General features: G+C 47.0%; 13 protein-coding genes. 4 read left to right on the forward strand and 9 right to left on the reverse strand.

Annotation, left to right across the window (positions count from 1 at the left end):
• Nucleotides 1-45: 45 nt before the first annotated feature.
• Genes AC1DLI_RS09075 through AC1DLI_RS09090 form a run of 4 tightly spaced genes read right to left on the reverse strand, consistent with a single transcriptional unit; the run spans nucleotide 46 to nucleotide 4,347 of the window.
• A complete protein-coding gene (locus AC1DLI_RS09075; protein ID WP_477601671.1) occupies nucleotides 46-246 on the reverse strand; it encodes a hypothetical protein in 201 nt (66 codons plus the stop codon).
• The gene (locus AC1DLI_RS09080) at nucleotides 206-1,969 is read right to left on the reverse strand and encodes an ABC transporter ATP-binding protein (RefSeq protein ID WP_477601673.1); all 1,764 of its coding nucleotides are present in this window, start codon (nucleotides 1,967-1,969) and stop codon (nucleotides 206-208) included. The genes AC1DLI_RS09075 and AC1DLI_RS09080 overlap by 41 nt, the downstream gene beginning before the upstream one ends.
• Nucleotides 1,966-3,723: an ABC transporter ATP-binding protein gene (locus tag AC1DLI_RS09085; protein WP_477601675.1), complete on the reverse strand. Its 1,758-nt coding sequence runs from the start codon at nucleotides 3,721-3,723 to the stop codon at nucleotides 1,966-1,968. The genes AC1DLI_RS09080 and AC1DLI_RS09085 overlap by 4 nt, the downstream gene beginning before the upstream one ends.
• Nucleotides 3,724-3,750: 27 nt before the next feature.
• Nucleotides 3,751-4,347, reverse strand: a complete 597-nt coding sequence (locus tag AC1DLI_RS09090) for a hypothetical protein (RefSeq protein ID WP_477601677.1) — start codon at nucleotides 4,345-4,347, stop codon at nucleotides 3,751-3,753.
• Nucleotides 4,348-4,489: 142 nt separating this feature from the next.
• Between AC1DLI_RS09090 and AC1DLI_RS09095 the strand changes: the two genes are divergently transcribed.
• The 3 genes from AC1DLI_RS09095 to AC1DLI_RS09105 all read left to right on the forward strand — a co-directional run bounded on the left by AC1DLI_RS09095 (nucleotide 4,490) and on the right by AC1DLI_RS09105 (nucleotide 6,604).
• A complete protein-coding gene (locus AC1DLI_RS09095) occupies nucleotides 4,490-5,077 on the forward strand; it encodes a TetR/AcrR family transcriptional regulator (protein WP_477601679.1) in 588 nt (195 codons plus the stop codon).
• A 64-nt stretch (nucleotides 5,078-5,141) separates the two neighbouring features.
• Nucleotides 5,142-5,801: a DUF2306 domain-containing protein gene (locus AC1DLI_RS09100; RefSeq protein ID WP_477601681.1), complete on the forward strand. Its 660-nt coding sequence runs from the start codon at nucleotides 5,142-5,144 to the stop codon at nucleotides 5,799-5,801.
• A gap of 44 nt (nucleotides 5,802-5,845) precedes the next feature.
• On the forward strand, nucleotides 5,846-6,604 hold the full coding sequence (locus AC1DLI_RS09105) for an exodeoxyribonuclease III (RefSeq protein WP_477602349.1): 759 nt from the start codon (nucleotides 5,846-5,848) through the stop codon (nucleotides 6,602-6,604).
• 129 nt (nucleotides 6,605-6,733) lie between these two features.
• Here the strand turns inward: AC1DLI_RS09105 and AC1DLI_RS09110 are convergent, their stop codons facing one another.
• From AC1DLI_RS09110 to AC1DLI_RS09120, 3 genes are read right to left on the reverse strand one after another with little or no spacing between them, the layout of a single operon-like run.
• On the reverse strand, nucleotides 6,734-7,876 hold the full coding sequence (locus AC1DLI_RS09110) for a Ger(x)C family spore germination protein (RefSeq protein WP_477601683.1): 1,143 nt from the start codon (nucleotides 7,874-7,876) through the stop codon (nucleotides 6,734-6,736).
• A complete protein-coding gene (locus AC1DLI_RS09115; RefSeq protein WP_477601685.1) occupies nucleotides 7,873-8,958 on the reverse strand; it encodes a GerAB/ArcD/ProY family transporter in 1,086 nt (361 codons plus the stop codon). Before AC1DLI_RS09115 ends, AC1DLI_RS09110 begins: the two co-directional genes overlap by 4 nt.
• Complete coding sequence (locus tag AC1DLI_RS09120; RefSeq protein ID WP_477601687.1) at nucleotides 8,955-10,460, reverse strand: spore germination protein; 1,506 nt, start codon at nucleotides 10,458-10,460, stop codon at nucleotides 8,955-8,957. Before AC1DLI_RS09120 ends, AC1DLI_RS09115 begins: the two co-directional genes overlap by 4 nt.
• Before the next feature lie 172 nt (nucleotides 10,461-10,632).
• Here AC1DLI_RS09120 and AC1DLI_RS09125 point away from each other — a divergent pair, with 172 nt between their 5' ends.
• Nucleotides 10,633-11,025 carry a YmaF family protein gene (locus AC1DLI_RS09125; RefSeq protein ID WP_477601689.1) on the forward strand — a complete coding sequence of 131 codons (393 nt, stop codon included), beginning with the start codon at nucleotides 10,633-10,635 and terminating at the stop codon, nucleotides 11,023-11,025.
• A 45-nt stretch (nucleotides 11,026-11,070) separates the two neighbouring features.
• Here AC1DLI_RS09125 and murI read toward each other — a convergent pair whose 3' ends face one another.
• Complete coding sequence (gene murI / locus AC1DLI_RS09130) at nucleotides 11,071-11,772, reverse strand: glutamate racemase (protein WP_477601691.1); 702 nt, start codon at nucleotides 11,770-11,772, stop codon at nucleotides 11,071-11,073.
• Between the two features lie 152 nt (nucleotides 11,773-11,924).
• Complete coding sequence (locus AC1DLI_RS09135; protein ID WP_477601693.1) at nucleotides 11,925-13,811, reverse strand: LTA synthase family protein; 1,887 nt, start codon at nucleotides 13,809-13,811, stop codon at nucleotides 11,925-11,927.
• Nucleotides 13,812-13,903 lie beyond the last annotated feature (92 nt).

A 13,903-nucleotide genomic window follows, 5' to 3' on the forward strand; every position in this document is an offset into this window, starting at 1 on the left:
TTATTATTATTGAATTGCATTTTTGCCGCCTTGGGACATCTATCCCTAGTTATAGATATCTTTCCTTTTATGAAAGCCGTCTGCGATTACAGTCGTTTCAATATTCGCTTGATCGACAAATATCGGATCAAGCAGCACGGAAGGGATCTCGCTTTTTCCATTGTTAATGTGCTTGTCGGTTATTACCGCCTCTCCTCTAGCAAGCTTAGCTTTCTTCGCCATGCCACAGCTTGCGGAATGATTCATTGCCCTCAAGCAGCTCCTCTGCGGTTCCTTCGGCCTCGATCCGCCCATCCCTCAAAACGATAATATGATCCGCCTGAGCAAGCGCTGTCTTGCGGTGCGAGACTACGAGACAAGTGGCTTCGCCTCGCTCGCGGAAGAGGCGCGCCCAAAGCTTCTGCTCGGTTTCGACATCCAGCGCGCTGGAGAGATCATCAAATACATAAAGCTCGCTGTCACGGACAAGCATGCGCGCCGCAGCCGTTCGCTGCGCCTGGCCGCCGGACAGCTTCACGCCGCGCGGGCCGATGACCGTGTCCAAACCATTTTGCAAATGCCCTAGATCCTCCTCCAGCACCGCGGTATGCAGCGCCCTTGCGAGTTGGCCTTCCTGATCCGGATGGCCGAGCAATATATTCTCGCGCAGCGTATCGCTGTAAAGCCTAGGTACCTGAGCTGTATAAGCGCTCCGCGGAGGAATAAAGAATGAGCCGGGATCCTGCACCTCATGGCCGTTCCAGCGTACCGTACCGCCGGCTTGAGGCAGAAGCCCGAGCAGCGTTCGCACAAGTGTCGTTTTTCCCGACCCGATCGGCCCGGTTATGACCGTAAAGGAGCCGCGCGTAAGCTTAAGATCAACGGCCATGATGCCCCTTCCGGTTTCTGGATATGTATAGGTCAAACCGTTTACTTCCAGCCGCTCAAGCTTTTCAGCTGCAGACGACGTTGCCGCAGTTGGTTTATCGGTCGCATCCCCCTTCAAATGGAGGCTGTTTGCGACCGTCAGCACCTGAGCCGGCGCCCCTTGCAAAATGCCGGTCAAACGCAGAAGAGCCACCGTCATTTGTTTGAAATAGGTCAGGAACTTGCCGAAGTTAGAAATGAACTGTGTCACGAAGGTAAGATAATAGACGAATAAGGAAAAGTCCCCTACCGTAAATTCTCCACCGCGCATTTTTTGCCCGGCAAGCAGCAGAATGAGTCCCGTCCCCAAATTGACTGAATTGGAAAAAATCGAATCCAGCACCTCGGTCATCAATTTATCCTTCAGCATCGTTTTGCGGCGATTATCGTTCAACTGCCTGAATCTCGACATGACGCGTTTCTCCGCGCCCGCGACTTGAATAGCCTGCACGCTGCCGAACATTTCACTGATTGCCCCGGTAACCTTGGCCGTAGAATCGCGGCTCTCCGAGCGATACTTTTGCAGCCGAGTCGTAGCGAGCTGCGCGGCAATAACCACGATAACAAGCGGTAAAAACACCAGCATCGTCATTTGCGCGTCTATTCGAATGAGGATAAAGCAAGACACGACCGCGAAGCAGGTCATGCCGAACACATCGACAGACCAGCTCACCGCCTCCTCCAACTGATCGACATCATCGCGGAAATGGCTGATCGCCTCGCCCGGCGAGCATGGAATCGCCCTTGCTCCCGGCTCCTTCAAGATATGCTCCAATAAATTTCGCCGCAGCAGCATGCCCATTCGGAAACGAAAGTTAACATCCGTAATAAAACCGATCAGTACCGTAGCGCTGCGGGCGAGAGCAGCCCCAATCAAGAGTGCGATTAAGCCCCATGTGCCGTAGCCGGCAGCTGAATCGATCGTCAGGGAATCGAAAAATGCCTTCGTAATGAGCCCCGGGAAAATCGGCATTAGATAAATAACCGTCCAGACGAGCGCATTAGCGATGTACCAGCCCGGCCGGTAGCATATTAAACGCCACATGTACGTAAATGTACTCATACCAGCACCTCCTCAAGCCCTGCCGCCAGCATCCTGCTGAACCTGGACGCTGGATCAGCGGCCAGCTTTATCCGAGATCCGCTTTCAACAATGCGTCCTTGCTCCAAAATCACAATCTGATCTGCGCGCTGCACCGTAGTTAAACGATGCGCAATGATGATGCAGGAGCGGTTGCTTAGCAGCCTGCCGATCGCCTGCTCCATCCGAAATTCCGTCAGCGGATCAAGCCTCGACGAAGCTTCGTCAAGAATAACAAGGCCGGGGTCCGTAAGGAAAACCCTCGCAAAAGCTAGCAGCTGCGCCTCGCCTGCCGACAAGCTGCCGCCGCCCGAAGCGAGCGGCGTATCCAGCCCGTCCGGCAGCGATTCATACCAGCTCCGCAGTCCCAGCTCCCGCAGAACCAGAATGATGTCTTGGTCCGGGATGCTATCGTCATAGAAGGTCAGGTTATCTCTTACGCTGCCCTGCAAAATTTCGATGTTTTGCGTGACAAGCGCCACCCTGGATCGCAGCTCTATGAGCTTGCACTGCCTAATATCCGTTCCGCTCAGCTTAATGCTGCCCTGCTGCGGGTCGTAGAAGCGCAGCAGCAATCGCGCCAGCGTCGTCTTCCCGCTTCCCGTTCGTCCAAGCAGCCCAAGCACCTCGCCTGGCTTGACATAAAGCTGCAGCTCCTCAAGCGTCGGGTATTCATCATAGCCGAACGTAACCGCATCCAGCTCTACGGCAAGCGGACCAACCGGCAGCTTCGCGCCTGGCCCATCCTCGATTCTCGGAGCCGTAGCCAACAGCTCGCGAATCCGAAGCAGACTGGCGTCCGCCTTTTGCAAATCCTCGATTTGCGTCCGGATTTTTTCAATTGGCTTCGCTAAAAGCTCCGTATAATAAAAAATTAAATAGACGGTCCCTATTGAAATGCTGCCTGCTTTCCAGAGATAGGCGCTAATCGCAAAAGCCATCGCATTGCCCAGCGCAAACACAATGATCGTCGTAATCCACATGGAGGAGAAGCCGAGAAACGCCCTTCTCCGCAGCGGCAGCATTCGGCGCAGCAGCGAATAGAAGCGGTTCATGACGAACCCGGTTGCGCCGTTTGCCCGTGTATCCTCCGTCCCCTCCAGATGCTCGCCGATAAAGCCGTAAAATTCAGCATTGATTTGCCGCCACTTGGCCCATACGGGCACGGCGAATTTGCGAATCCATTGAATGACAAACATAGCGAATGCCACAAATAGAAGCATGCCTGCGCCGATCAGCACGTTTTCCCGAAATAATAAAACGATAATGCCCAGCATAAGCAGCAGATTGCCCGCCAAATGAATGATGAAGCTGGAGAAAAAATTCGCGAGCGCATTCACATCCCCGTCGACTCGCTCAATAATTGATCCGGAGGTATTCGATTTGTGAAAAGACATATCCAGTCTCAAGCAGTGCTCGGCAAGATCGCCGCGCAGCTGGTTTGTCGCTTGCCAAGCGAGATTCTCGCTCACATAGGTGGCGATGACGGATACGAGCTGCTGAACAAGCGAGAAGCCGATAAACAGCGCAGCTGCATAATAAAGCGGCTGTAAGGCATTTTCTGATTGCGCAGTATCAATGAAGTAGCGAATAATTTGAGGATTAACCAGCTGCAGCAAAATCGAGGCAAATAGCAGCAACGCGAGCCCGGCTAACGTTTTTTTCCGCGGAAGCAGATAGCGGCTCAGCATCATTCGATAATGGCTTAATGAATTCATTTTCTTGGTCTTGCTCATGTTGTTCCCCTTCCTGCTCTGCATGGCTTATTGATCCAACTTGCGCAAGCACTCCTGAATGCGAATACTCGTTTCCTCTCCGAGAAAAGCATGCTTCTTTTCCCTTAACGCTTCCCTCTCAAACGCGCCTAGCTCATACAATCTCCCCCAAATGTGCTGAAGCTCCTGCAGCAGTGCTTTGATAAACGCCTTTTGGGGCAGCACGGCATGAACGAATCTTTCCTTGTTATGAGTTAAATAGATGCTAAATTCCATTTCGTCCTTTCCGCATGCTTTCATTTGCATCTCGAAATAATCGATGCCATAGAGCCCCTCGGCATAATGATTCGCTAGATAGCGTTCAATCATAGCTAAATAGTCAAACCAAAGACATGTACCCGGGGTAAACGGATTATCGAAATCGACCACGTTTGCGCCGTTATATTGAATAAAGATGGTCATTGAAAAATAGTTAACATAAAAACTTTCGCTATCTATAATACTCACGGCATTATCGTCATCAATAGGAATATACAATTTCTCGCGTTCGTTCGTATGCACCCGTTTATACTGTTCAAAATCATGGCCAAACTCGGCTTCAATCCGGCTTTGCGGCTTTCTTAAATAGGTTTTGAGCTTGAACATACGTCCTCCTTGTTGATCTGGATAAAAATAGGATACACTCTCCGGAGCGGCCTGTCCAAGCTTTCATTGGACCGTTGACAATAATATGCAGGATATGGTAACTTTTTATTGAACAATGTTCAAAAAAGGAGAATTGGATCCCATGACACCACGTAAGGCTGTTGATCAGGAGCTTAGCAAGGAACGAATACTGGAGACCGCAAGAGATCAATTCTCGCTGCTTGGCTACCGCGACGTATCCATGCGCGGAATCGCAAAGTCGCTTGGCTATTCGCCGGGATCGCTTTACTACCATTTTCGCGAAAAAGCGGATTTGTTCAGCGCGATGGCGGCGGCGGATTTTGAAAGGCTTAATGCACTGCTTGATGATACTGTCAGTCAATCGCCCATTGCCGGCCAAGAACAGCTGGAGATGATCTTTATCGCCTTTATCCGGTTTGGGCTTGTGAACAAACGATCGTTCGAGCTGATGTTTCTCATCCAGCAGCCAGAGCTGGACTGCTACACCATGAGGCCGAAGACGGAAAGCTATGAGAAATTCGCAAAGGCGGTTAAGGAGTCCCTGCACGTAATCAATCCGGAGCATGCTGAAAACGGTGCTATGATCTGGATCCTGTTCCTCTCCCTTCACGGCTTTGTCAGCTTTTTTATTTCGAGCACGCAATCCTTTGAAGAAGTCTCCACTCTGGCCTACATGCATGTGCGGCTGCTGCTGCGCGGCCTGCACTAATTTTTTTGATATTTATTGAACACCTATCAATTAAATCCCAAAAAAAGAGAGTGTGATATTCATTATGGGAAAAAAGATCAATCGTGCGCTCGTGTTTTTCTTGGCTTTTGCGGTAGCTGGTTATGCTGTTGTGCAGTACAGCCTTTTTAAAGCCAGCGATGCCGGACTCGTGGCCGCCAAGCTTCTAGAGCCTGACTTCCAGCTGACGCCTTGGGTCTACGTGCTTTATATTCATATCGTTACGGCTGTGCTAGCTCTGGTCATAGGTCCCTTTCAAATTTTTCAAAAGCCATCCAAACCTAGAGGCCGGCTGCATAAAAGGCTGGGCTATGTCTATGTCCTTTCGATAGCCGTAAGCGGCATTGTCGGCATCTATTTATCCTTTTTTGCAACAGGCGGCTGGATTTCGGGACTTGGCTTCTTTACGTTGGATGTTCTATGGGTAGCAACGACATGGATCGGCTTTCGCAAAATTATGGCCAAGGACGCCAAAGCCCATCGCGAATGGATGCTCCGCAGCTACGCGCTAACGTTTGCGGGTGTTACCCTCCGCATTTGGCTTGCGCCGCTTGTCATGCTATTTGGGGATTTCGAGTCGGGTTACCTTGTCGTGGCTTGGCTTTGCTGGATTCCTAATCTGCTCGTCATCGAATATATCATTCGCAGGAAATCCTCCAAAAGGCTGCTGCCGGTTGATGACAGCCAATCGCGGCCGAATCTATGATAAACTAGTAAAAAACGATTCAGGTCGCAAGGAGATAGATCATGATTAAGCTGGTATCTTGGAATGTAAATGGTTTAAGAGCATGCGTAACGAAGGGCTTTTATGATTACTTCAAAGAAACGAACGCAGATATTTTCTGCCTGCAGGAGACGAAGCTGCAAGAAGGCCAGATCAGCATGGAGCTCGGCGAGGAATACGAGCAATATTGGAACTACGCCGTGAAGAAGGGTTACTCCGGCACGGCTGTCTTCACTAGAATAAAGCCCCTCTCCGTCCACTACGGCATTGAGGAAAACTCGGAGCCTGAGGGCCGCGTCATTACGCTTGAATTCGAAGGCTTTTATCTGGTTAATGTGTACACCCCAAATGCCAAGCGCGATTTGTCGCGGCTGGATTACCGATTGGAATGGGAAAACCGGTTCCGCGGCTACCTTCAGAAGCTTGACGCCGTGAAACCTGTGATCGTTTGCGGCGATTTGAATGTCGCGCATCAGGAAATCGATCTAAAGCATCCGAAGCCGAATCTCGGAAACTCGGGGTTTACGCTGGAGGAGCGCGGCAAGATGTCTGAGCTTCTGGATGGCGGCTTCCTCGATACGTTCCGGCATTTCTATCCGGATCGTTCCGATGTATACAGCTGGTGGTCTTTCATGCCGAAGGTACGCGAGCGAAACGTGGGCTGGCGGATTGACTACTTCCTAGCCTCGGCAAGACTCGGCCCGCAGCTTATCGACGCGCAGATCGACTGTCACATTTTGGGGAGCGACCATTGCCCGGTTCTGCTCACCATGGAAGATCTCTAAGTCTCGCTCCTGTAGAAAGATAATAAAGGATTAGACTGATCTCATCTATAAAAACAGCGGCAGCCGTGGACGAGAAATAAAGTCCTAGAGTGCCGCTGTTTTATTGAGCTAACGTTAACGCATATCTGCTCATTGGATAACGCCTGTACTTGTAATATGAACTTGAATACTCGGCTTCAACTTCACATCCTTGTACTCGTTTTTCCAGATGATGTTTTTCCATAGGTTCGAATGGCTAACTCTCAGTTTTCTGCCGATTCCGAGAGCATCGCAATTCGCTTTCTGCAATTTGCTTGTAACTTCTGCTGCCTGTTTGTTCAAGATTGCGGCAATTTCCTGATTTAACTGCTCGCGATTGATTTTTTGGCCCATATGGGATGGGGAGCTGCTAATCGCACCATAAAGGTCAACTTTTAATGAACATTCGATTTCTTGCGTGTTTTTATTGACAGACACTTTAAATGACCTCTTTACTTTCCGAGCTTCAAAAGTAATCATATTAGCGGTCGTTTCTTTAAACTTGCTCTCTTCAGAGCTCTGTTTCATTGGTATATCCATAAATGCACGTTTGTTTAGCTTATCCATTAAAAGCAATAACATTGTACTTTCGTCACGAGACAAGGATGCTCCGGTAAATTTGGTTCCATCAAATAATGCGATGCTATCGACGACTAAAGCTTTATTTTTCGTTTTATGTATCATAGGCAGAACCGCATCAACACCCGGATCAGTGATTTGACTCCACAAGGTGAACAGATTTTGCTTCGGTACAAGCGTCCTGCTTTCTGATCCATCAACCATTTGTTTAATACTATAAGCGGCAGGACTATTTTCTGTAGTTTCATAAGATAAAACTTCGGAAGCTAGTCCCTTGCTTATTAGGACATTAGACGCCAGATAACCTTTAGGATACCGGTAAAAAAACTCCAAAGGGGACATAATGCCACGTTTTGCTAAATCTTCCCCGATGATTAAAACATGAGTCTTGCTTGCTTCTATCGTGCCTGGAAGCATACTGTCAATAGTAGAACCAACATTAGAAACGGTATCCCCGGTTGCTTGAAACTGTTCAGACTTTACTTCGAATTGTCCGCTGCCTTTACTCTTCAGAATGACCGCACTAAGCGTCCCAACCAATTGGCCATCTTTAGCAGCATCAAAGCTAATCCCGTTTATCATTTTTTTCCTGATCAACAATTGTTGGTCCCAACACCCTGTTAGGAGCATTGAAAATAAACCTATACAGACCGCAAGAAAACATTTTTTTCTCAAGTTGACCCAACCTTTTCATTATTTTTTAGAAGGAAGGACACCAACCACAACAAAATTGGCAAGGGTGCAATCATAATAAGGTATCCATATTGCAACCATTTATAGAAAAAATCAATATTTTCCAATGTGGATAAATACCACCCTATAAGATAGACAAGCAAGCCGCTGATCCACACAAGCTTTCGGTAAGAACTTTGATTTGCGGTTAGACTTTTTCCCGCTAAGCATAGATAAGAAACGATGGTGGCGGTCATTGGAACAATCCAAATGGTTAAAAAGATTAGATCCATGCGGTCAAACAGCTGATAAGATAACCCTTTAAAGATATACAAAACCGGTTCATTCACTTGTTCTAATGCTTTAGGACTAAATCCAATCAGGCAAATGAAAACAAAATAAGTATAAAATAATGTGACAAAACAATTTGCTAAAGTGACAACGCGAAACATACCTTTCCGGTTGCCTTCGACTTGTGCAAAAAAATATAGGATCACTTCAAAACCGAGCATTGAAAAAAAAGTTTTTTCACTTCCCTTTAAAATTTGCATGAAACCTGATTCGCCTATTGGCAAAATATTAGAAACTTGCACTTCATTATTAAAGTTTAAAAAACTGATCAAGATCAACAAACCGAATAGTACAGATGTTAATACAAAAAATCTTGCTATGACACGCAAATTTTCAAGAGCCAGATATATGCCAGTCCCTATGATGAGCAGGAGCAGAACCCAACCGGGTGTCATAGAGAGCATCCAAGTTTGAATTAACTGGACATAGACCGTACTCGCGTAACCCGCTATGAGAATAAAAAAAACATAATAAATGAGGTTTAGAGTCTTGCCTATATAAGCTCCAAACACTCGTACCGTAATTTCACTTAAGGTGTGGTTGGGAAATTTTTTAAGCAGCTGCCAATATACGATAAGCAATAGCTGAATGGCCGCCCCAGCCACAAGAACCGAGATCCAAGCATCGCCTTTAGCCGAACCTTGTATTTTCGCAGGCAAAGATAAGAGCCCTATTCCAATTTGTGTTTTGATGATCAAGAAAAACAATTGGGATTTGTTTATCGTAGTATTCAAGTTCGTTTCCACCTCCCGAAAAATAACTGTTTTAAGGGACTGGTTTTACCGTTTTGTGAGTCCTTATTGACCATCCATAATGGAAGTCTTAGGAAAATATCTTTAAAATTTTGTTTCCCGTGAAAAGGACCAAATGGTGTGAAATAAGGTATTCCCAAAGTCTCTATCTTGCATAGGTGAATGAAGATGACCATCATCATGATGGAAATTCCGAAAAAGCCAAACAAAGCTGCGGCCAGCATGGTTGGAAAGCCCAACACTCTTAAGCTGGTTCCAAACTCGTTTAATGGGGTTGCGAAAGAAGCAATCGCCGTCAATCCGATGACAACAATCATCGTATGAGAAACCAGTTGGGCTTCCACTACGGCCGTGCCTATGACTAACCCCCCGACAATGCCAATCGTTTGGGCTATAGGTGAAGGTAACCGGATCGCTGCCTCTTTCAGTAACTCAAGGATGGTTTGCATAAGGAGTGCCTCCAAGATCGGCGGCAATGGAACGTAGGTTAAGGATACCTTAACGGAATATAGAATTCCGATAGGAAGCACTTCGGAATGGTACGACACGATCGCAATATAGATCGCTGGTAAACAAGTGGCCAAAATAAAACTAATTAAACGAATGTACCGGTAAAATGAACCGATTAGCCATCGGCTGTTATAATCATCCGGGGATTGGTAAAACGAAAAAAAAGTAATAGGCAAAACCAAAACACTTGGGCTGCCGTCAACGGCTACAGTGATTTTCCCCTCCATTAGGTAAGAAACTGCCCGATCAAGCCTTTCGGTCTGTATCGTTTGCGGAAAAGGAGAAAACGGGTGTTCTTCGATCATCTCATCAATGTTGCCAGCGGAATACAAATAGTCGAGATCGATCGCCGATATCCTTTTCAAACATTCCTCAACGATTTTGGGATCGGCTATGTTATCCATATAAAGGACAGCTACTTTCGTATTCGTGACACTGCCTAAGGTGAAGTATTTCACCTTCAATTTTGGACTTTTGATTCGATTGCGGAGCAAATAAATATTAGTGCTTAAGCTTTCGATAAAACCTTCATGAGATCCCTTAATAACTTGTTCGGTCCTGGGTTCTTCGATTGATCGGCCTTGCGATTGTGCAGCTGGCATCATAACTGCGGCTGAATCCCCCCCCATGACAGCAACGCAAAATCCATTAAGTAAAGATTTTCCTATCTGAACAACATTTGTTGATTTCGCGACTTCGATTGAATTTACAAACTGTTCAACATCTCCAGAGTTTGATTCCAGCAAAGGCTTAATAATACTGGTTTGAATTAACTCCGTGTTTACAAGTACTTCTAAATATAACAATGCGCACGCTTGGTTGTTAAATACGTGCATTTGAATCATCAGGTCCTCAGTATGCGATAAATGTTCTTGAATTTGAGCGATTTTGTGTTCGACTTCTCCAGATTTCAACTCAATAGTAAGGGTTCCCGATTCCGATGATTTTAGGTTTCTATTTTTCAAGTATTTCATGTAATCATCCCCTCTGTTAATAATCACTGCTTATTATTAACAAATATCCCCACAATTATTTTCATAACTAGCCCCCATCAATATTTTCATTATGGGCTTTAGCCGCTTCCTGACAAACATGGTTCTTCATAGACTAATTCCGTACCTAACTCATTAGGAAAGGGAGCAAAAAATGAATATTCCTGTTACCGGATTTGTGATGGGATCTTCCGACGAGGACGATAGCCATCATTCGCATAAGCTATATATAACGTCTTGGAATGGAAACCCTGTCCATATTCATGCCTTCTCCGGTGAAACCTCCATCGATGACGGACATTCTCATCAATATGCGAGTTGGACCGCTCCTGCACCTACCGGGGTTCCTCATGTACATGGATATCAAACTGTCACTTCACCGAATAACGGCCATACCCACCTTATTCAGGGAACGACCGGTCCAGCCATCGCTATTCCCGGTGGAGGGCACTATCATTTATTTGAAGGATATACCACGATTAACGGCACTCATCCCCATTCACATGCCTATCGCGGGAGAACAGGCAATGAAGTTAGCAGTATGTAAAAAAATTCACTGAATATAAAGGACATTCGACCGCTCTCACCATCTCTACAAATGAAAATAGGGGCGTGTTAAAGGCTTAAAGCCACCGTATCGGCTCAACAAGGCTGACAGCCGCTTCACGGTTCCCACGTTGCCGTCTACGATCTCAATATGAGACGGCAGCAGCTCCTTCAATATATCCTTATAAAACGGGTAATGCGTACAGCCAAGTACAATGATGCCGTAATCGTTCAAATTATAGCTTGCAAGCTTTGAGAGAAAATATTCATTCATGACCGCTTTATCGAATTGCAGCGATTCGCAGTAATGCACCAGCTCCGGCAGAGGAAGCGAATCCACGATGCCCATATCATCTACACGGGAAACGAGCGCATAATATTTCGGCATCTTAAGCGTTAATGGCGTTGCGAAGACGAGTACCCTTTTGCCCGTCGCGCGGTTCATTTCCACTGCAGGCTTCACCGCAGGCTCCATGCCGACAATGGGAAGCGAGTAACGCTCTCTTAAATCGTTTATGGCAATGCTGGTCGCTGTGTTGCAGGCAACGACCAATGCGTCTATGCCCTCGTTCATCATCATGCCGACCGTATCGAAAATATAAGCCTTCACGTCCTCCTCGGCCTTCGTGCCATAGGGGACATGCAGCGTGTCCGCCATATAAAGAAAATCCTTATCAGGGAGCCTCCGAAGCGCTTCGGCCAGAACGGTAAGCCCGCCGATCCCTGAATCAAAAAAACCAATTCGCATGTCTCATCGATTCCTTACGTTTATTGGAATTGAATAATTAAATGTAGCTATATCCATATTAACTCATTGCTACCCGCCATTAAAGCTTATAATTTCTAATAAACGAAAAAAATGCCCCTCGTCCTAGCGGACAAGGGGCATTTGCGCTGCTTCTATGGCGCTCGCTTCGGCAGCAAACGGACATAATCATCCGAAAGCTTCATCAGTTCCAAAATATAATCGTAGTCCGCCCGGTATTGGCTGAACTCGGCCACGGGCTGCTTCGTCCTAATATCGATCGCCCTTCCGTCATCAAAGCCTTTGCCCGGAACAAACAAAATGTCATTGTTGAAAAACGAGCCGGTTGGCAGATAATATCTCATGCCAATGACATTGTGAGAGCTATTCAGCAAATCATGGCCGAATGCGGTATACCCTTCGTCCTTCAAGGATACTCCGAGCAAATTAGAGAGCGTTGGCATAATGTCTACCTGGCCGCCTACCTGATCGACAACCTTGCCTTCCGCGCCTGGCACATGGACAAACAGTGGAATGTTGAAGCGGCTGACTTCCCCGTCATAGTTTATGCCAAGCTGCTCGCTAACCCATGCCGGATCATTGTCCTTCGCCTGCAAGCCGGAATGGTCGCCGTAAGCAACCAAAACGGTATTGTCCCATATGCCGCTTGCTTTGAGCCCTTCAATAAATTCACCAAGAGCATAATCCGTGTAATTAAGCGCCGTTAAATAGTGGCCCAGCTGCGTATCCTGCAGGGAATCCGGCATCGCAATCCGTTGCTGCCCGCTTGGCACCTTGAACGGATGATGGCTTGCTGCGGTTACGAACTGCGCATAAAACGGTTTATTTTGCTGCTTCAGCGCTTGAAGCTTTTCTAGGCCAACCTTGTAGAGCTCCTCATCGGAGGCGCCGAAGGAATTAAAATGATCATTATTAAATGACGGCTTATCATAGTATTTCGCAAATCCTAATGCAGGATACATCCGGTTGCGATCCCAGAATGTCACATCATTTATGTGGAAGGTATTGGTTTCGTACCCCTGTTCCCCCAGCAGCCTAGGGAGGCTTGGCAGCACCTTATCGCTATAACCCGTAGACATGGCAATGACGCCAGTTGGATAGATGGAGGTATTCGACATAAATTCGGCATCCGATGTGTTGCCTTGCCCGATTTGCTGAAAGAAATTCGGGAAATAGAAGCTCTCCTTCGCCAAATCGTTCAGCACCGGAGTAACTGGCTTTCCGCCTACCGAGAGATTAATCGCGAAATTTTGGAACGCCTCCAATTGAATGACGATGACGTTTTTGCCTTTGGCAAAACCGTAGTAATTAGGGCTACCCGCTTCGACTGCAGTGCCAGCTTGATCAAAATAAGTGACCTGAAGCGCATCTGCGCTAGATGCAGTTTCTTCCACGCTTCCGTTTCTGAGCGCGGCTTGTTCCTTGTTCGCTTTAATGGCTGAAGCTACCTGATAATCGAGAAAGCCCAGGCTCTCGGCTTGGACGATCTCATTCGGAATAGAGCTGCCCGACCAAATATATCCGCCCGATATGGCTGCGCACAGGATAACCGCAACAGCTGTAATCCTCGGTCTTGCGATCCGTTTGCGTCCTTCGCTGCGTAAACCTTTAATACGGTTAACGATGGCGATGACCGTAAGGATGATCACATCTATAAAATAAATATAAAAAGAAGGTTGAATAATTGAGCCTACGCTTGATCGAATCTGCAGCACCTGATCAAGGCCATGCAGCGCGGTGTAGGTAGGTACGGTCCCGTAATAGCTGAAATAGACCGTAGAAGCAAATAACAGCAGCGACAGCACCGCATTCAGTATGCCGTATACCGCTCCCCTCCATTTTGCGGAGGTAACCAGTTCTACAATCAGCAGTAGGGTCAATATTGCCGCCGCATCCGTCAGTAAGCGATCCGCCTGAATGCCTTGAAAAACAAAATGGCGGAAAAGCAGCATTTTCAGCATCATCATGATGAATATAACGATAAACGGTGATCGGCCGTAATGTTTCGAAATCAGTTCCAAGCCCTTTCACTCCTTAATGGTACATGCTTGCGTCTAATAGAAAATAACCGTCATGTCATGACGGCTAATCTAAACTTTAATGTTAAGGGAAT

The organism is Paenibacillus sp. 01T443 (assembly GCF_056398325.1).

Excerpts from the sequence above, each read along its gene's own strand:
- AC1DLI_RS09075 (WP_477601671.1), bottom strand. The coding sequence starts at position 246 with ATGAATCATTCCGCAAGCTGTGGCATGGCGAAGAAAGCTAAGCTTGCT.
- AC1DLI_RS09080 (WP_477601673.1), bottom strand. The coding sequence starts at position 1,969 with ATGAGTACATTTACGTACATGTGGCGTTTAATATGCTACCGGCCGGGC.
- AC1DLI_RS09085 (WP_477601675.1), bottom strand. The coding sequence starts at position 3,723 with ATGAGCAAGACCAAGAAAATGAATTCATTAAGCCATTATCGAATGATG.
- AC1DLI_RS09090 (WP_477601677.1), bottom strand. The coding sequence starts at position 4,347 with ATGTTCAAGCTCAAAACCTATTTAAGAAAGCCGCAAAGCCGGATTGAA.
- AC1DLI_RS09095 (WP_477601679.1), top strand. The coding sequence starts at position 4,490 with ATGACACCACGTAAGGCTGTTGATCAGGAGCTTAGCAAGGAACGAATA.
- AC1DLI_RS09100 (WP_477601681.1), top strand. The coding sequence starts at position 5,142 with ATGGGAAAAAAGATCAATCGTGCGCTCGTGTTTTTCTTGGCTTTTGCG.
- AC1DLI_RS09120 (WP_477601687.1), bottom strand. The coding sequence starts at position 10,460 with ATGAAATACTTGAAAAATAGAAACCTAAAATCATCGGAATCGGGAACC.
- AC1DLI_RS09125 (WP_477601689.1), top strand. The coding sequence starts at position 10,633 with ATGAATATTCCTGTTACCGGATTTGTGATGGGATCTTCCGACGAGGAC.
- murI (WP_477601691.1), bottom strand. The coding sequence starts at position 11,772 with ATGCGAATTGGTTTTTTTGATTCAGGGATCGGCGGGCTTACCGTTCTG.